The sequence below is a fragment of the uncultured Caballeronia sp. genome (genome assembly GCF_964243625.1).
GTDB lineage: Bacteria > Pseudomonadota > Gammaproteobacteria > Burkholderiales > Burkholderiaceae > Caballeronia.
Map to the genome: position 1 here is coordinate 1 of NZ_CAXTGZ010000075.1, position 16,790 is coordinate 16,790.

Genomic DNA, 16,790 nt, shown 5'->3' on the forward strand with positions numbered 1-16,790 from the left:
GGGCCATCTTGAACGCCCACACCTTCTTGCCTTCCTGCGGCTCCACGACCGACGCCGAGCCGATCAGCGTGATCATGGGCGTCTGGTACTCGGCGACCGGATCGAGCGCGGCCAGTGCGGCGGGCGTGATATTCGGGCCCACGATGACATCGACCTTGTCTTCGGTGATCAGCTTGCGGATATTGCGCACGGCGGCGCCCGGATCCGATCCGTCATCGAGGATGATGTATTCGGCCTGCTGACCCGCGATGGTCTTCGGCCACATCAGCATTGCGTTCTTGCTCGTGATGCCGATAGCGGCCGCTGGCCCCGTACTCGACAAGTCGATGCCAACCTTCAACTGCGCGCTGGCCGCTGCGCTAAAAAAAGCGACCGCGCTGAACACGAGCGTCGGCCGCATGAACTTCGACAACTTCATTGGATGGTCTCCGCGAAGAGGTGTGGTTAGGAAAATTCGATCAAAGCTCGTAGCTTTCGTGCTCGCCCGAAAGCGCCTGTTCTATGAGCTTGCGGTTCATGGAAGGCGAAAGCAGTTCAACGAGCGTGTATACATAACTGCGCAGATACGCACCTTGTTTCAACGCGAGCCGCGTGACGTTGGTGCCGAACAGATGGCCAACAGGCATCGCGCGAAGATGTTTGTCGCGTTCCGGGTTGAAGGCGATGTCCGCGAGAATGCCCACGCCCAATCCGAGTTCCACATATGTCTTGATCACGTCGGCATCGATTGCTTCCAGCACGATGTCCGGCGTCAGGTGGCGCAGCGCGAACGCCTGATTGATCTTCGAGCGGCCAGCGAACGCATTGTCGTACGTGATGATCGGGTATTGCGCCAGGTCGTCGAGCGTCAACAGCTTGCGCTCGAGCAGTGGATGATCGGGCTGCACCACGGCCACGTGATGCCACTGGAAACACGGCAACGAGACCAGTTCCTTATAGTTGGCGATTGCCTCGGTCGCGATCGCGATGTCCGCCTGATCGTGGATGACCATTTCGGCAACTTGCGTCGGGCTTCCTTGCAAAATCGAAAGGTGGACCTTGGGAAAACGCTTCTTGAACTCGGCGATGGCGGTCGGCAACGAATAGCGCGCCTGGGTGTGCGTGGCGGCAATTACGAGGTTGCCCTGGTCCTGCGCGGCGTAATCCTTACCGACCCGTTTGAGGCTCTCGACTTCCTGCAAGATTTTTTCCACCGATGCCAGGATAATCCGCCCTGGCTCCGTCAGCGAACGTACCCGTTTGCCATGACGCGTGAATATTTCGACTCCGAGTTCATCCTCGAGCTCGATGATTGCCTTCGATACCCCCGGCTGCGACGTAAACAGCGCTTTAGCAGCTTCGGTCAAGTTGTAGTTCTGCCGGACGGCTTCGCGCACGAAGCGAAACTGGTGCAGATTCATATATAACCCATCCGCATATCAAAGTAATTTATCAGTCGTTTGCAATATATAGGAAGTTTATTACCATCGAGACAATTTTTCCAATATCGATATCTGTATTTGTCATAAGCAAATGAGGGCAATGTCCGAACGGCATTGCGGCGCATGACTCTACTGATATTGATGTGCGGCGTGGCTAGGACGCCGTACTGACGGAACTACTAAAAACTGGGGCCCCCGAATGTATCAATACGATCAGATCGACCAGAAAATCGTCGACGAACGCGTCGCTCAATACAGCGACCAAGTCCGCCGACGTTTGTCCGGCGAGTTGAGCGAAGAGGAATTTCGTCCGCTGCGCCTGCAGAACGGTCTCTACATGCAGCGCCATGCGTATATGCACCGCATCGCGATTCCTTACGGCAATCTGCGCAGCGACCAGATGCGCATGCTCGGCACCATCGCGCGTGAGCACGACCGCAATTACGGCCACTTTTCGACGCGCACCAACATCCAGTTCAACTGGATCCAGCTCGAAGAAACGCCCGAGATCCTGCGCAAGCTGGCGTCGGTGCAAATGCACGGCATTCAAACGTCGGGTAACTGCATCCGCAATATCACGGCTGATCAGTTCGCCGGCGTGGCGCCCGATGAAATCGTCGATCCGCGTCCGTGGGCGGAAATTCTCCGTCAATGGTCGACTTTCCACCCGGAGTTCGCGTGGCTGCCGCGCAAGTTCAAGATCGCGGTGAATGGTTCGGTGGAAGATCGCGCGGCCGAGCAAGTGCACGATCTGGGCGTGTATCTGAAGAAGAACGAGGCCGGTGAAGTCGTCGCGAGCATCCTGGCGGGCGGCGGTCTGGGACGCACGCCGATCGTCGGCGCGGTGATCAAGGAAGATCTGCCGTGGCAGCATCTCCTGACGTATTGCGAAGCCGTATTGCGTGTGTATAACCGCTACGGCCGTCGCGACAATATGTATAAGGCGCGTATCAAGATCCTCGTGAAGGCGCTGAGCCCCGCCAAATTCGCGCAGCAAGTGGAAGAAGAATGGGCCCACTTGAAGGACGGTCCTTCCACGCTCACGCAAGAAGAGCTTGACCGGGTATCGCAATTCTTCGCTCCGCCCGCATATGAAAAGCTGCCGGACACGGATGCATCGTATGAAAAGCATCTCATCGACAGCAAGCCGTTCGCGCGCTGGATCGAACGTAACGTGCGGCCGCACAAGGTGGCGGGGTATGCGTCGGTGACGTTGTCGCTGAAGCCCACGGGCATTGCTCCCGGCGATGCAACGGACGTGCAGATGGAAGCCGTCGCCGATCTCGCCGATGAATATTCATTCGGTGAAATTCGTGTCTCGCACGAGCAGAACCTGATCCTGGCGAACGTGAAGAAGCGCGACTTGCATGCGGTGTGGGAACGCGCGAAGGCGCTGGGGTTTGCGACATCGAATATTGGTTTGCTGACCGATATCATCGCGTGCCCGGGCGGCGATTTCTGCTCGCTCGCCAACGCGAAGTCGATCCCGATTGCACAAGCCATTCAGGAACGCTTCAGCGATCTCGACTACGTATATGACCTGGGCGATCTGACGCTGAACATCTCCGGTTGCATCAATGCGTGCGGTCATCATCACATTGGCAACATCGGTGTTCTTGGCGTCGATAAGGACGGCTCGGAGTGGTATCAAGTGACGCTTGGCGGCGAGCAGAGCTCGGGCGCAACGGGCGCGCATCTTGGCCGCGTGATCGGCCCGTCGTTCTCGGCGGAAGAGATGCCCGACGTGGTGTCGCAAGTCATCGATACCTTCGTTGAGAATCGCATCGAGGGCGAGCGTTTCATCGAGACGTACGGTCGTATCGGCATTGCGCCGTTCAAGGAACGCGTGTACGCGTCGCGCCAGCCGGCGCATGTCTGAGGAATAAAGCACATGGCTTCGATTATCAAGAATCGCGAAGTGGTTGAAGACACTTGGCACGTGGTGCGTGCAGGTGAAGACGGTACGCTGCCTGCTGTCGATGCGTTGCTGCCCGGCAAGGTGATCGTGCCGTTCACGTGGTGGAAAGCGCACAAGGCATCGCTAGGTTCGGCGCACAAGAAAGAGCCGATCGGCGTCTGGCTTGCTCCCGACGACGAACCCGCCGAACTGGTCGAAGACTTCGACAAGATCGCGCTGATCGCGGTGGACTTTCCGAAGTTCAGCGATGGCCGCGGTTTCAGCATCGGCCGCTCGCTGCGCGAGCGTTATCACTGGAACGGCGAGTTGCGCGCCATTGGCGACGTGCTGCGCGACCAGTTGCGCTTTCATGAACGCTGCGGTTTCGACGCGTTCGCCGTTCGCGCCGACAAGGACATTCACGACGCGTTGAACGCGTTCAGTGAACTGAGCATCCCGTATCAAGGCGCGGTCGACGATCCGAACCCGCTGTTCCGCCGCCGTGAAAAAGCTGCCGGGGCCGCTGCATGAATGTCGAACTGCAAGCCAAAGTCGAACGCCTGGACGCGTTGCTCGATTCCATCGCGCAACGCCATGCGAACGTCAAACTAGCCAGCAGCCTTGCCGCCGAAGACATGTTGCTCACACACGCGATTCTTTCGCGTGGGGTGAAGATCGGCATCTTCTCGCTCAACACCGGTCGTTTGCATGCTGAAACGCTCGACATGCTCGATCGCGTGAAAGAGCGCTATGGCTACGACATCGAACAGTTTCACCCGCAGCCGGAAGCGGTCGAAGAATACGTTCGCGACCACGGTCTGAACGCCTTCTATGAAAGCGTCGATCTACGCAAAAGCTGTTGCGGCATTCGCAAGGTCGAGCCGCTCAATCGTGCGCTGAGCAACGTGAGCGCATGGGTCACGGGACAGCGCCGCGAGCAGTCGGTGACACGCGTGGAACTGCACGAAGAAGAACACGATGCACCGCGCAGTATCGCCAAGTTCAATCCGCTTGCGGACTGGACCGAGGCAGAAGTCTGGGCTTATCTGAAAGCCTTCGATGTCCCCGTGAACCCGCTGCATGCGCGTGGTTATCCGAGCATTGGCTGCGAGCCATGCACGCGCGCAATCCGTCCCGGCGAAGACAGCCGGGCCGGCCGCTGGTGGTGGGAGTCGCGGGATACGAAGGAATGCGGCTTGCACGTCACGAACATCAAGATCGTGGAAGACCGGAGCGTCGCGCCCAGTTCGGCGCTCTGAACGTATTTGATATTGACGCACGGCGCCTCCATCTGGTGCCGTGCAAAGTAACCGAGGAACGACGCATATGAGCAGCACGCTCGATTCAACAGTCAACGCGCCCATCGCCAATCGCGGGACGCGGATGGACCATCTGGACTGGCTCGAAGCTGAGTCGATTCATATCCTGCGCGAACTCGTCGCCGAATGCAGCAAGCCCGCGCTGCTGTTCTCGGGCGGCAAGGATTCGGTCGTCGTGCTGCATCTTGCGTTGAAGGCGTTTGGCCTGGGCGCGGGCCGCAAGACCGTGCTGCCGTTTCCGCTGGTTCATATCGACACGGGCCACAACTTCAATGAGGTCATCGACTTCCGCGATCGCCGCGCCGCTGAAATTGGCGCTGAACTGGTGGTCGGTCACGTCGAGGATTCGATCAAGAAAGGCACCGTGCGCCTGCGTCGCGAAACGGACTCGCGTAACGCGGCGCAAGCGGTGACATTGCTCGAGACCATCGAAGAACATGGTTATACGGCGCTGATCGGCGGCGCGCGTCGGGATGAAGAAAAGGCCCGTGCGAAAGAACGCATCTTCTCTTTCCGCGATGAGTTCGGCCAGTGGGACCCGAAAGCGCAGCGCCCGGAATTGTGGAGCATCTATAACGCGCGTTTGCATAACGGCGAGCACTTGCGCGTGTTCCCTATCTCGAACTGGACCGAACTGGATATCTGGCAATACATCGGACGCGAGAAGCTTGAGTTGCCGTCGATCTATTACGCGCATGATCGCGAGATCATCCGACGCAACGGCCTGCTCGTGCCACTGACGCCGCTCACGCCGCTGCAGGAAGGGGAAGTATCGGAGGTGGCGCAAGTGCGTTTCCGTACCGTTGGCGACATCAGTTGCACGTGCCCGGTTGCAAGCGACGCTGACGACGTCGAGAAGATCATCGCGGAAACGGCCGTGACGGAAATCACGGAACGCGGCGCCACGCGCATGGACGACCAAGCGTCCGAGGCGGCCATGGAAACGCGCAAGAAACAAGGTTATTTCTAAGCCTCACGCTGGCACAAGGAACAGGGAAACATCATGAGCATTCATCAACCCGAAGACCTCGGCGTGTTGCGCTTCATCACCGCGGGCAGTGTGGACGACGGCAAGAGCACGCTGATCGGCCGCTTGCTGTTCGACAGCAAGGCGGTGTTGTCGGATCAGTTGTCGGCGTTGTCGCGCGCGAAGAACAAGCGCACCGTCGGCGATGAAATCGACCTGTCGCTGCTGACCGACGGCCTCGAAGCCGAGCGCGAGCAGGGCATCACCATCGACGTGGCATACCGCTATTTCGCGACGGCGAAGCGCAAGTTCATCATCGCCGATACCCCCGGACACGAGCAGTACACGCGCAACATGGTGACGGGCGCATCCACGGCGCATGCCGCGATCATTCTCGTGGACGCCACGCGCGTCACGTTCAAGGACGGCGTTGCGCAATTGCTGCCGCAGACCGTGCGTCATAGCGCGATCGTCAAGTTGCTCGGGCTGCAGCACGTGATCGTCGCGATCAACAAGATGGACCTGATCGACTTCAGCGAGTCGCGTTTCAACGAGATCCGCGATGCTTATGTCGAGCTCGCGCGCCGGCTCAATATCAGCAATGTGCGCTTCGTGCCGGTATCGGCGTTGAAGGGCGACAACATCGTGACCGCCAGCGAACGCATGCCGTGGTACGCAGGCGAACCGCTGCTCGATCTGCTCGAAGCATTGCCGGTAGCGCAGCCTGTCGAGCAGGCGCTGCGCTTTCCGGTGCAATGGGTCGCGCGTCAGGACGGCAACAAGGCCGACGATTTCCGCGGCTACATGGGACGCGTGGAGTCGGGCGAAGTGAAGCTCGGCGATTCCATCACCGTTCTGCCCGCCAACCGGGATGCCACGGTGGCCGAGATCATTGCGCCGGTGCCGGGCGGTGTCGGGCAAGTAGATCGCGCGTTCGCGGGCCAGACGGTGACCATCCGCCTTGCCGAAGATATCGATGTCTCGCGCGGCGATACGTTCGTGCCGCGCAACGCGACCGGCGTGAAGGTGGAGCCGGCGAAAAAGCTCGATGCCGACCTTTGCTGGTTCGACGAAGAACCGCTTTCACCGCAACGCAAGTACTTGCTCAAGCAGACCACGAACACGGTGTTCGCGCGGATCGGTGCGATCAAGGAAGTGCTGGACGTGCATACGCTGTTGCATTCGGTTGATCGTCGTGATCTGAACATGAACGACATCGGCCGCGTGGCGCTGACGCTGCAAAAGCCGATCGTCTGCGATGCCTACGATACGCATCAGGGCACCGGCGCGTTCGTTCTTATCGATGAAGCGACACATCACACGGTTGCGGCCGGGATGATTCGCTCGTTCTCAGCCTGAGCAATGACTATGGGTAAGGTTTATCTGATCGGCGCGGGGCCTGGTGCTGCAGACCTGATCACGGTTCGCGGCGCCCGGCTGCTGAGCCAGGCGCAAGTGGTTCTGCACGATGCGCTGATCGAGCCCGCCATGCTTGACTACGCGCCCGACGCGCATCGGATCGCCGTCGGCAAGCGTTGCGGACAGCGTTCGACGGCGCAGCATTTCATCAACAAGCAGATCGTCGATGCCGCGCGCGAGCATGACATCGTCGTGCGTTTGAAGGGAGGCGACCCCATGCTTTTCGGTCGCGCCGATGAAGAAATGCGCGCACTCGAAGCCACGGGTATCGAATATGAAGTGGTGCCGGGGATCACGGCCGCGCTGGCGAGCGCCGCGACGCTGAAGCGCTCGCTCACGTTGCGCGGGGTATCGCGGAGCGTGGCGTTGGCGACCTATAGCCGCGCGCCGGACAGCGACGAGATCCGCGAGCAGGCCAGCGCCGATTCTCTCGTGTTCTACATGGGCCGCGACAGCGCGCCGGAGATTGCGCAGCAATTGATCGATGCAGGACGGGCGGGATCGACGCCGGTTGCTATCGTCGAGGCCTGCAGTACCGAGCGCGAGCGTTCGTTGACGCTGACGCTGGGTGAAATGGCACGTGGTGACGCACAGGATTGGCTCGATGCATCGCAGCCGAGTTTGCTGATGATCGGTGAGGCGTTCGCGGAGCGCGCGCTGGCAGAAACCGGTCAGGTGAAAGCGGCCTTGCAAGCGGCGGCTTGATGTCTTTCGATTGAAAGTCCCCTGCCGGTCGATGACCGGCAGGGGACTTTTTTATTGCGCTAAACCTTCTCGACTTCGCGCAGCCCTATGCTCTGCGGTTTGCGAAACGCTGAGGCGATCTTGTCGCACTCGGACTTGGGGACATCGAACGCCTCGAAGTAGGTTCGCCACTCGCGTACTACGCTCGACAGATGCTGGATGATTTCCGCTGCAGCGTGTTTGAGAAGCCCGAACCGCCCCGCAGCGGAGAGAGCATTATCGAGCGTCGCCAGGCGGCCCATTGCCGGACCGACGCCTAGCACCAGGAAACGTTCGGAGCCGACCTGCGGCTTCGGGACTACATCGTAAAGCTCGCTCAGGCGCCAACCCTTGTTCGCACCGTCCCACACAAATGCATGATTACGAAGGTGATCGTCGTCGTTCGTCACGAGGATGTTGAACACCATGCGTTTGAACAGTTCGAGCTTGTCAGCCGCGACAAAACCAACCGCGCCGCGCTCGCTCAGCGTATCCGACAGATCCGTGTAGCTGGCAGAGGCAGTATCGCTTTCGTGCATCTTGAGCATGGTTAGAGCGCTGACGACGTGCCGTTTGCCAAAGCTACCCTCCGGCAACGGCACGCGGTCGAACCGCTCGATCAACATGACATCGCGTCCGTCGGGAAGGTGAACGGACCGGGTCGCCGGCACTCGCATGCCGCACTGACGGGCAAGCTCCAGCGTCGCGCGTTCTACCAGCGGCACGTTGAAACCGTCGCGGGCAACCGGGAATTTTGCGACCCACTGGCGGTTATCGTCGAGCAGCACGGCTTTTGGCCTTGCGCCGCCGAACGTCGCGCCTACGCTAAAGAGCAATTGCAGTTTCTTCGGAACCGGCTTGCCTTCCTGAATCATCGCGGCGGCATCGAGTAGATAGGTCAGCGCTTTTGCATCCGGCAATTTGCCCGGCTCCGCAGGTGAGGTCGGCGAGTCCCTGAAATCGAGCGCGCCCGTGCGGTGCGGACCGGCATGAGCGAGATATTCGGTCTCGGGCAGACCATCGGGCGCTGCCCGCAGCATATTCTCGATAACCCGCCGGCCCCAGGAGTCCGGCGCCGCGTCGCGAATCGCGCCAAATAACGCCAGTCCCGCTGGTGGTTGAAACACCACTTCTTTTGTTTTTTTTGCCTCGCTCAACGGCATGCTGACCGGGTCTACGGCCGTAGCGTTCGCGCGTTGCAGATACTTGTTTCCATAGACGAAAGTCGATGCAGTCGGTCTGATTCCTTCCTCGAGGAGTTCGAGCTTGCCGGCAGGTACGGCCTCCGACGACCCTTCCAGCGTAATGAAGACGTATTTGCTCCACGTCGAGGTATTAAAAATCATAGTCGTCCGTCTTCGCTGCGCTCTTGCGTGGGCGCACACGGGACTCTATCTGGCGGCGTGCTTCGCCTATCCGGTCGTTCTGGGGATTGGCAAGCGGCTCGAGCGTACCGAGAAGGCCTGCACGGTCGAATGCCTGAAGCCAGGATGCGAAACTCACGGAGACGTCGCCGCTTTCAATGCGTGCCAGGGTGCTCGGGCTCATGTTGGCCCGCTCGGAAAAGTCTTGCCGCGTCATGTTGCGCGCGATGCGTGCGGCGGCAACCGCGCGGCCGAACGAGGTCGCCCGCTGGTCCAGTTCAGGAGAGATGAAGTCCTTGTTGTTGCGTTTCATTTTGTCTTATCTGACATATAAACCCACTTAATTAGTCAGTATAGACAAATTCGACACGACATCAATCTTGTTGAGCGAAAAAATAGTCATATCTGACCAATAAACCGGTTTAATTGGTCAGATATGACTGTTTTTGCTATTTCAATAGGGTGCGCAAGGCTCGAAGCGCTTGAATCTGCCGAGCTTATCCGATCTGGCGCAGGCAATACTGCGCAACTGCGTCCAGCACCGCTTCATCTTCCCCGACCGCCACCGCGCACTTGATCTCGACCGATGGAAACATTGCGCGGCATCGATCCAGCAACTCAGGAAGATCCCGCCGGATATGGCCGCCCTGGCCAAAAAACACGGGCACGACGGTAACGACATCACACCCGTCCGACCCAAGCTTTTCGATCGCCATGGGCAAATCCGGCGTCATCAATTCGAGGAACGCGAGGGAAACCGGATCGCTGCGCTGGGCGCGCAGCTTTGTCGCGAGGCGTTCGAAGGGCTCGGCCCAACGCGGATCACGTGCGCCGTGACCAAACAAAATCATGCCGTGCTTGCTCATTGCATGCTCCACAGAGGGCAAAACCGATGCCTGGTGTCTCTAGTGCCGATCGACCCAGCGCAGGCCGATCAATCCGACTATCAGATAGGCCAGTGCAGGCGCCGCGGCCGTGACGGGCGCGGGCCAGGTATTCAACGTGCCGATGTGCGAAAACAGCGTGTTGATCAACTGGAAACTCATGCCGATCATGATGCCGCCAAACACCTTCACGCCGACTACGCCAGCACGCGTGTGCAGGTACGCGAACGGCAGCGACAGCACCAGCATCACCAGCACCGCGAGCGGATACAAGATCTTGCGCCAGAACGCGATCTGATACCGCTGCGAATCCTGATGATTTTCCGTCAGATGCTGGATGTATCGAAACAGGTTGAACATCGACATCCGGTCGGGCGAAACCAGCAGCACTGAGAGAATCTGCGGCGTCAGTTCGGAGCGCAACGAATACTCGGGCAACGTTGTCTGCTGCGCACGATAAACCGGATTCAGCGCGTCGCCGGGATTCACCGTTTGCGGCGGTGCATCGACGAGTTGCGTGTCCGTCACGCCCGTGAGCTTCCAATGCCCCGGCGGCTGGAATACGCCGCTTTTTGCAATGCGCACATTGGTCAGGCGCAACAATGAATCGAACTCATAGATCCGCACGTCCGCAATGGTCGTGTCAGGATTGAGGGTGCCGACGTTCACGAAACGCGTGACCTGCTCACCGTCGGCGCGTGCGGTCAGCGTGTCCTTCACCCAGACGCCGGATTCGAAGTTCATCGATACCGACGACCCCAGCGCCTCCAGCCGGACCTTTTCCGAAAGCTGATCGGAGTAGGGGCCCACCACTTCGCCGATAACATAAGTGAGCAGGACCATCGGAATGCCGATTTTCATCAGCGAACGCAACGCCTTGCCGGTCGACAATCCCGACACACGGAAAATGGTGAATTCCGACGCCGCAGCCATTTGCGCGAACACGTAGATGGCGCTGATCAACGCGGCGACGGGGATGATTTCGTAAAAACGCGACGGCGTTTGCAGCGCGACCCGAAGCACCGCCAGACCGAATTTGTAGTTGCCGTGCCCGACCGTATTCAGCTCATTGATCAGATCGAAAAAGAAGAACAGGCCGGAGAATGCAAACAGAATGAAAATGAACGCGAGATAAATCTGACGCGCGAAGTACCGTTCATAAATGCGCATGCGTCAGGCCCCCTTCGAACGCGTGAGGCTCGACAGCCGGAACAACGGCCGATTGCGAATGCGCATCCAGAAGATGAACGCCACCAGCACCGAAACCAGTATGTGCAGCCCGAGCAGTCCGACGACAAACGAAACGCGTCCCTGCTCGATCCATGACTGCACAACGTTCAGCAGGTTCGAATAAGTCAGGTAGATCAGCACGGCCATGACGAGATTGATGGTGCGGCTGCGTCGCGGATTCTGGTACGAAAGCGGGATGGCAAGCAGCATGAGGTTGAGCGCGATGAGCGGCAACCCGGCGCGCCAGGCGATTTCAGCAAGATTCGTGCGGCTTGGGTCGGCAAGCAGTTCGTTCGTGTACATGCCCGTGGTCGACGGCGTATTCACGAACTGCTGGCTCTGGATCTTCACGCCGTATCGCTCGAATTCCATGATCCGGAAATTCGGCTGGCCGGGAATGCCGTCGTATCGGCGGCCGTTTTCCAGCACGACGAAACGGTCACCGTTCGCATGCGTTTCGGTATGACCATTCTTCGATACCACCACGTTCACCTTGCCGCCTTCCGTGCTGGTCACGAACACGTTCTGCACATGCCCCTGGTCCGGCGACATCTTCTCGATGAAAAACACGCGGTGACTCGTCGGCGATTCGCGGAACTGGCCGGGGGCGAGCAGCGACACTTCATCGCGCTGCTGGAAACGTGCCTTGATGAGTTTGCTCTGCTGGTTCGACCAGGGCCAGCCGATGAACGCAAAGAAGATGATCAGGATGATGATCGGCGTGGAAAATACGGCGACGGGCCTGATCAGTGCGGTCTGGCTCACGCCGGACGCAAGCCACACGACCATTTCCGAATCGCGATACCAGCGCGTGAGCACAAAAAGAATGGAGACGAACAGCGTGACGATCAGCATCACGGCCAGATAACCGATCACGGTGAGTCCGATCAGCACGACGACGTCGCGCGGATCGACCTGGCCTGACGCCGCGAAGCCGACGATGCGGATCATCATGGTGGTCAGCATGATGGTCAGCAGCACCATGAATACGGCACCGGCGGTGTACGCGAGTTCACGCTGAAGGGAGCGTTGGAAGATCATTGATTGATAGCTTGAAGCCGGCGGCGACTGACGGTTGGACGATATGCGGGCCCATCTTGGCGGCCGCATCTGGCCGCCATGCGATGACAAACGTGCAAACTGGACGAAGTCATGAGGGCAGACATTCGATCCGGGCATCGCTACCTGTGACCGCCTCGGAAAAAATAGCGGATAATTGCGGCTTTCATCCTTCAGCCAAGATTTTATCCGAGGATAAGCGCGATGGACTTTAGCATAAAAGCCTGTGATTGGAGCAAAGGCTCGGCAAATGGTTTCCTTAACGGAAAAGCCGATGTAGTAGTGCTCGGCGTGTTCGAAGCGCAGACGTTGACGGGCGCAGCCCGCGAGATTGATTTGGCGACCAAGGGTCTGCTCACGCGCACGGTGAAAGCCGGCGACATGAGCGGCAAGGCAGGTTCCACGCTGATGCTGACCGAAGTGACGGGTCTGGGCGCATCGCGTATTTTGCTGGTGGGTCTCGGCAAGCAGGACGGTTTCAACCAGAAGGCTTATGCGGAAGCGGCACGCGCCGCGTGGCGCGCATTGCTCGCCACGAAGATTGCAAATGTTGCATTCACCCTTGCCCAATTGCCCGTGCCCGAGCGCACCGGCGACTGGGGTGTGCGCTGCGCCATCCTCGCGCTGCGCGAGCTGACCTACAAGTTCACGCAGATGAAGAGCAAGCCGGAAAACGGCGATCGTGCGTTGAAAAAGGTTGTGTTCAGCATCGACGCAACCGACGAAAAAGCCGCGAAGCTCGCGGTCAAGCACGCCACGGCGCTCGCCAACGGCATGGACCTGACGCGGGACCTCGGCAACTTGCCGCCGAACGTCTGCACGCCGACGTATCTCGGCCATACCGCGAAAAAACTCGGTAAGGAATTCAAGCTGAAGGTCGAAGTGCTCGGCCAGAAGCAGATCGAAGCGCTCGGCATGGGCTCGTTCCTGTCGGTGGCGAAAGGCTCGATCGAACCGCCTGCGTTTATCGTGATGCATCATCAGGGCGCGGGTGCGAAGGCTGCGCCGGTCGTGCTCGTCGGCAAGGGCATCACGTTCGATACCGGCGGCATTTCCATCAAGCCGGGCGACAGCATGGACGAGATGAAGTACGACATGCTCGGCGCCGGTTCCGTGTTCGGCACCATGCGCGCCATCGCGGAAATGGGGCTGAAGCTCAACGTGATCGGCGTGGTTCCGACCTGCGAGAACATGCCTGCCGGCAACGCAGTGAAGCCGGGCGACATCGTGACGTCCATGTCGGGCACGACCATCGAAGTGCTGAACACCGACGCCGAAGGCCGCCTGATCCTGTGCGACGCGCTGACCTACGTGGAACGCTTCAAGCCGGCCGCCGTGATCGATATCGCCACGCTGACCGGCGCGTGCGTGGTCGCGCTCGGCCATCACAACACGGGTCTGTTCTCGAAGGACGACGCGCTCGCGGGCGAACTGCTGGATGCATCGAAGGAAGCGATCGATCCGACCTGGCGCATGCCGCTTGACGACGAATATCAGGACCTGCTGAAGTCGAATTTCGCCGATCTTGCAAATATCGGCGGCCGGCCGGGCGGCGCGATTACGGCCGCGTGTTTCCTCTCGCGCTTTGCGCAGAACTATCCGTGGGCTCACCTCGATATCGCGGGTACGGCGTGGAAGAGCGGCGCTGCGAAGGGCGCAACCGGCCGTCCGGTGCCGTTGCTCACGCAATTCCTCGTTGATCGCGCGGGGTAATGAGTTTGCGCGTATCGAGCATTACGGGCGCCGGCAGGGAGGCGCGGGCATGACGCGGATCGACTTTCATTCGAATGTGGGCGATTCGATTGCGTACGCCTGCCGCCTCGCACGCAAGGCGTACATGAGCGGCCAGCCGTTGATCGTGCTGGCCGAACCCGAGCGGCTGAAACGTTTCGACGAACAATTGTGGACGTTCAAGCCGCTCGAATTCGTGCCGCATTGCATGGCGGACAGCGCACTTGCGGCCGACACGCCGGTGTTGCTGGCGGCGTCGCTCGATACGGTGCTGGAGAACCAGCAGCATCAGATCCTGCTGAACCTCGGCGCCGCCGTGCCGCCCCAATTCGCGCGTTTCGAACGGCTGCTGGAAGTGGTCGGCAACGACGAGCATGAACTCGTGGCGGGGCGGGAGCGCTACCGGTTCTATCGCGATCGCGGGTATGTGCTCAACAACTACAAACAGGGCGCCGGAGCGTGAAACCTCCGGGATGGCGCGCCGCCGCGTACAGGGTATGATCCCCGAAAACGCCGGCCGTTATCCTAAAGGCGTGCCTGCCATCAAGACGGAGTCCACTCGTGCCCATCACCACCGCGCCCGATACGGCCGAATCACCCGATAACTTTGATTCCTCCATCCCTGTTCTCACCGATGTCATCGTGCCCGGACGCGCCGAGCGTGCCCGCGTGGCGCCGCGTGCGCCTGAGCCGGTGTTGTCGCCTGCGGTGGCTGCGCCTGGCGCAGTCGCGCACGGCACCGACCGCGATGCCGACCAGATCGCGGAACGGCTGCGCGGCCGGTTTACACATTTCCTCACCGGCGATGGACGCACGCTGATCGAAGAGCGGTGCCGCGAATCCTTGCAGGAGCATTCCACGTGGCTTGTCAGCCAGATCACGCGCGAAGTCGCGCTGGCGCTTGAAACAGAGCTGACGGAGTGGGTGCGGGAAGCTGTGGCGGACGAGCTGGAACGGCGGGGCCGTGGCTAGGGTTCGGACGTCATTCGGACATCACTTCAACGAAAGAATCCAGTCCGCCAAAGCGTGCGCCTGATCGGGCGTGACTTGCGTATTGGCGGGCATCGGCACGACGCCCCAGTCGCCCACACCGCCTTCCGCAATCTTGCGCGCCACGATCTCATGGGCGCCGGGAACGTCCGCGTATCGGGCGGCGACATGTTTGAACGATGGCCCCATGAAATCACGCGATATCGAATGGCAGCTCATGCAATTGCTGCCCTGAGCGAGCACAAGACGCGGATCGGAGTTTGCCGGCTGTTGCGCATGAACATTTGCTGCGCTGCAAACAAGCACCCACGCAATTCCCCATTTGCTCAATCGAATACCGAACGCCATGTGGTCTCCGTTGGTTTTTAACCTGGCCGGTTGCGCCACAGTATAAAAGACAAGGGGCGCACGATCTGCATCGTGCGCCCCTGGACGTTCGGCTGCGAACTTAGACGATCAACCCGTCACAGCGCCCTTGTTCGCCGGCAACGCCAGCGCGGCGTACTTGGCCAGCACGCCGCGCGTATATCGTGGCGCGGGTTTCTTCCACTCGCCGCGGCGGCGTTCGATCTCCTTGTCGTCCACGTTGAGTTGAAGCAGCAGTTTGTGCGCGTCGATGGTGATCGAATCGCCTTCCTTGACCAGCGCAATCGTGCCGCCCACGAACGCTTCCGGCGCGACGTGGCCGACCACCATGCCCCAGGTGCCGCCGGAGAAACGGCCATCGGTAATGAGGCCCACGGATTCACCCAGGCCCTGGCCGACGATCGCCGACGTCGGCGCCAGCATTTCCGGCATGCCGGGACCGCCTTGCGGCCCGAGGTAACGCAGCACGACGATATCGCCGGCCTTGATCTGCCCCGCGACGATCGCGGTCATTGCGCTTTGCTCGTCCTCGAACACGCGGGCCGGGCCCGTGATCACCGGGTTCTTCAGGCCGGTGATCTTGGCGACCGCGCCGTCCGTGGCCAGATTTCCCTTCAGGATCGCGAGATGACCTTCGTCGTAAAGCGCTTTGTCGATGGGGAAAATCACGTCCTGGTCAGCGCGCGGCTTCGACGGAATGTCCTTCAATTCTTCCGCGAGCGTCTTGCCCGTGATCGTGATGCAATCGCCGTGAAGCATGCCGGCGTCGAGCAGGATCTTCATGACTTGCGGAATGCCGCCCGCCTTGTGCAGATCGGTCGCCACGTACTGGCCCGACGGTTTCAGATTGCAGATCACCGGCACTTTCTTGCGCATGCGTTCGAAGTCGTCGATGGTCCATTCCACTTCCGCGGCGTGCGCAATAGCCAGGTAATGCAGCACGGCGTTAGTCGAGCCGCCCGTGGCCATGATCAGCGCGACGGCGTTTTCGATGGACTTCTTCGTGATGATGTCGCGCGGCTTGAGGTCGGCTTTCACGGCTTCGACCAGCACGCGCGCCGATTCCGCCGCGGACGTGACTTTTTCCTCGTCGGGGTTCGCCATCGTCGATGAATACAGCAGCGACATGCCGAGCGCCTCGAACGACGAGCTCATGGTGTTCGCCGTGTACATGCCGCCGCACGAACCGCTCGACGGGCATGCGTTTCTCTCGATGCCGTCGAAATCTTCCTTCGACATCCGTCCCGCCGAGAATTCGCCCACCGCCTCAAACGACGAGACGATGGTCAGGTCCACGCCCTTCCAGTTGCCCGGACGAATCGTGCCGCCATACACGTAGATGCCCGGCACGTTCATGCGCGCGAGGCCGATCATGCCGCCGGGCATGTTTTTATCGCAGCCCCCGATCACGACCACGCCA

At 60.0% G+C, this 16,790-nt stretch carries 18 protein-coding genes; 9 read left to right on the forward strand and 9 right to left on the reverse strand.

Annotated elements, in window-relative coordinates:
• Both ACFFAR_RS07505 and ACFFAR_RS07510 read right to left on the reverse strand, forming a co-directional pair.
• Positions 1–418, reverse strand: a 418-nt coding sequence (locus ACFFAR_RS07505; protein WP_375507702.1) for an ABC transporter substrate-binding protein, incomplete at its 3' end; no start/stop codon positions are given.
• Between the two features lie 40 nt (positions 419–458).
• A complete protein-coding gene (locus tag ACFFAR_RS07510) occupies positions 459–1,400 on the reverse strand; it encodes a CysB family HTH-type transcriptional regulator (protein ID WP_061998752.1) in 942 nt (313 codons plus the stop codon).
• A 220-nt stretch (positions 1,401–1,620) separates the two neighbouring features.
• Here ACFFAR_RS07510 and ACFFAR_RS07515 point away from each other — a divergent pair, with 220 nt between their 5' ends.
• From ACFFAR_RS07515 to cobA, 6 genes are all read left to right on the forward strand, one after another.
• Entirely contained in the window at positions 1,621–3,300 is a 1,680-nt protein-coding gene (locus ACFFAR_RS07515) for a nitrite/sulfite reductase (RefSeq protein ID WP_174362241.1), read from the forward strand.
• Positions 3,301–3,312: 12 nt separating this feature from the next.
• The gene (locus ACFFAR_RS07520; RefSeq protein ID WP_174362240.1) at positions 3,313–3,849 is read left to right on the forward strand and encodes a DUF934 domain-containing protein; all 537 of its coding nucleotides are present in this window, start codon (positions 3,313–3,315) and stop codon (positions 3,847–3,849) included.
• The gene (locus ACFFAR_RS07525; RefSeq protein ID WP_174362239.1) at positions 3,846–4,577 is read left to right on the forward strand and encodes a phosphoadenylyl-sulfate reductase; all 732 of its coding nucleotides are present in this window, start codon (positions 3,846–3,848) and stop codon (positions 4,575–4,577) included. The genes ACFFAR_RS07520 and ACFFAR_RS07525 overlap by 4 nt, the downstream gene beginning before the upstream one ends.
• A gap of 67 nt (positions 4,578–4,644) precedes the next feature.
• Positions 4,645–5,607, forward strand: a complete 963-nt coding sequence (gene cysD / locus ACFFAR_RS07530; protein WP_062000733.1) for a sulfate adenylyltransferase subunit CysD — start codon at positions 4,645–4,647, stop codon at positions 5,605–5,607.
• 30 nt (positions 5,608–5,637) lie between these two features.
• On the forward strand, positions 5,638–6,963 hold the full coding sequence (locus tag ACFFAR_RS07535; RefSeq protein WP_172811961.1) for a sulfate adenylyltransferase subunit 1: 1,326 nt from the start codon (positions 5,638–5,640) through the stop codon (positions 6,961–6,963).
• 9 nt (positions 6,964–6,972) lie between these two features.
• Positions 6,973–7,728 (forward strand): uroporphyrinogen-III C-methyltransferase, encoded by a 756-nt coding sequence (gene cobA / locus ACFFAR_RS07540; protein ID WP_174362247.1) that lies wholly within the window; start codon positions 6,973–6,975, stop codon positions 7,726–7,728.
• Between the two features lie 59 nt (positions 7,729–7,787).
• Here cobA and ACFFAR_RS07545 read toward each other — a convergent pair whose 3' ends face one another.
• The 5 genes from ACFFAR_RS07545 to lptF all read right to left on the reverse strand — a co-directional run bounded on the left by ACFFAR_RS07545 (position 7,788) and on the right by lptF (position 12,265).
• Positions 7,788–9,092 carry a HipA domain-containing protein gene (locus ACFFAR_RS07545; RefSeq protein WP_174362238.1) on the reverse strand — a complete coding sequence of 435 codons (1,305 nt, stop codon included), beginning with the start codon at positions 9,090–9,092 and terminating at the stop codon, positions 7,788–7,790.
• Entirely contained in the window at positions 9,082–9,423 is a 342-nt protein-coding gene (locus ACFFAR_RS07550) for a helix-turn-helix transcriptional regulator (RefSeq protein WP_061998759.1), read from the reverse strand. The genes ACFFAR_RS07545 and ACFFAR_RS07550 overlap by 11 nt, the downstream gene beginning before the upstream one ends.
• 184 nt (positions 9,424–9,607) lie before the next feature.
• On the reverse strand, positions 9,608–9,976 hold the full coding sequence (locus ACFFAR_RS07555) for a CbiX/SirB N-terminal domain-containing protein (protein WP_174362237.1): 369 nt from the start codon (positions 9,974–9,976) through the stop codon (positions 9,608–9,610).
• Between the two features lie 39 nt (positions 9,977–10,015).
• Entirely contained in the window at positions 10,016–11,164 is a 1,149-nt protein-coding gene (lptG, locus tag ACFFAR_RS07560) for an LPS export ABC transporter permease LptG (RefSeq protein WP_061998761.1), read from the reverse strand.
• A 3-nt stretch (positions 11,165–11,167) separates the two neighbouring features.
• Positions 11,168–12,265: an LPS export ABC transporter permease LptF gene (lptF, locus tag ACFFAR_RS07565; RefSeq protein ID WP_061998762.1), complete on the reverse strand. Its 1,098-nt coding sequence runs from the start codon at positions 12,263–12,265 to the stop codon at positions 11,168–11,170.
• Positions 12,266–12,487: 222 nt separating this feature from the next.
• Between lptF and ACFFAR_RS07570 the strand changes: the two genes are divergently transcribed.
• The 3 genes from ACFFAR_RS07570 (at position 12,488) to ACFFAR_RS07580 (ending at position 14,986) form a co-directional block, all read left to right on the forward strand.
• Entirely contained in the window at positions 12,488–13,996 is a 1,509-nt protein-coding gene (locus ACFFAR_RS07570) for a leucyl aminopeptidase (RefSeq protein WP_086381875.1), read from the forward strand.
• A 49-nt stretch (positions 13,997–14,045) separates the two neighbouring features.
• Positions 14,046–14,477 (forward strand): DNA polymerase III subunit chi, encoded by a 432-nt coding sequence (locus ACFFAR_RS07575; protein WP_061998764.1) that lies wholly within the window; start codon positions 14,046–14,048, stop codon positions 14,475–14,477.
• 98 nt (positions 14,478–14,575) lie between these two features.
• Positions 14,576–14,986 carry a DUF2486 family protein gene (locus ACFFAR_RS07580; protein ID WP_305954607.1) on the forward strand — a complete coding sequence of 137 codons (411 nt, stop codon included), beginning with the start codon at positions 14,576–14,578 and terminating at the stop codon, positions 14,984–14,986.
• A gap of 21 nt (positions 14,987–15,007) precedes the next feature.
• Here the strand turns inward: ACFFAR_RS07580 and ACFFAR_RS07585 are convergent, their stop codons facing one another.
• A complete protein-coding gene (locus tag ACFFAR_RS07585) occupies positions 15,008–15,352 on the reverse strand; it encodes a c-type cytochrome (protein ID WP_086381874.1) in 345 nt (114 codons plus the stop codon).
• A 108-nt stretch (positions 15,353–15,460) separates the two neighbouring features.
• The coding region (locus ACFFAR_RS07590) for a dihydroxy-acid dehydratase (RefSeq protein WP_375507703.1) at positions 15,461–16,790 on the reverse strand (1,330 nt) is incomplete at its 5' end.

Coding starts and splice junctions, on each gene's coding strand:
- ACFFAR_RS07510 (WP_061998752.1), bottom strand. CDS start 1,400: ATGAATCTGCACCAGTTTCGCTTCGTGCGCGAAGCCGTCCGGCAGAAC.
- ACFFAR_RS07515 (WP_174362241.1), top strand. CDS start 1,621: ATGTATCAATACGATCAGATCGACCAGAAAATCGTCGACGAACGCGTC.
- ACFFAR_RS07520 (WP_174362240.1), top strand. CDS start 3,313: ATGGCTTCGATTATCAAGAATCGCGAAGTGGTTGAAGACACTTGGCAC.
- ACFFAR_RS07525 (WP_174362239.1), top strand. CDS start 3,846: ATGAATGTCGAACTGCAAGCCAAAGTCGAACGCCTGGACGCGTTGCTC.
- cysD (WP_062000733.1), top strand. CDS start 4,645: ATGAGCAGCACGCTCGATTCAACAGTCAACGCGCCCATCGCCAATCGC.
- cobA (WP_174362247.1), top strand. CDS start 6,973: ATGGGTAAGGTTTATCTGATCGGCGCGGGGCCTGGTGCTGCAGACCTG.
- ACFFAR_RS07545 (WP_174362238.1), bottom strand. CDS start 9,092: ATGATTTTTAATACCTCGACGTGGAGCAAATACGTCTTCATTACGCTG.
- ACFFAR_RS07550 (WP_061998759.1), bottom strand. CDS start 9,423: ATGAAACGCAACAACAAGGACTTCATCTCTCCTGAACTGGACCAGCGG.
- ACFFAR_RS07555 (WP_174362237.1), bottom strand. CDS start 9,976: ATGAGCAAGCACGGCATGATTTTGTTTGGTCACGGCGCACGTGATCCG.
- lptG (WP_061998761.1), bottom strand. CDS start 11,164: ATGCGCATTTATGAACGGTACTTCGCGCGTCAGATTTATCTCGCGTTC.
- lptF (WP_061998762.1), bottom strand. CDS start 12,265: ATGATCTTCCAACGCTCCCTTCAGCGTGAACTCGCGTACACCGCCGGT.
- ACFFAR_RS07570 (WP_086381875.1), top strand. CDS start 12,488: ATGGACTTTAGCATAAAAGCCTGTGATTGGAGCAAAGGCTCGGCAAAT.
- ACFFAR_RS07575 (WP_061998764.1), top strand. CDS start 14,046: ATGACGCGGATCGACTTTCATTCGAATGTGGGCGATTCGATTGCGTAC.
- ACFFAR_RS07585 (WP_086381874.1), bottom strand. CDS start 15,352: ATGGCGTTCGGTATTCGATTGAGCAAATGGGGAATTGCGTGGGTGCTT.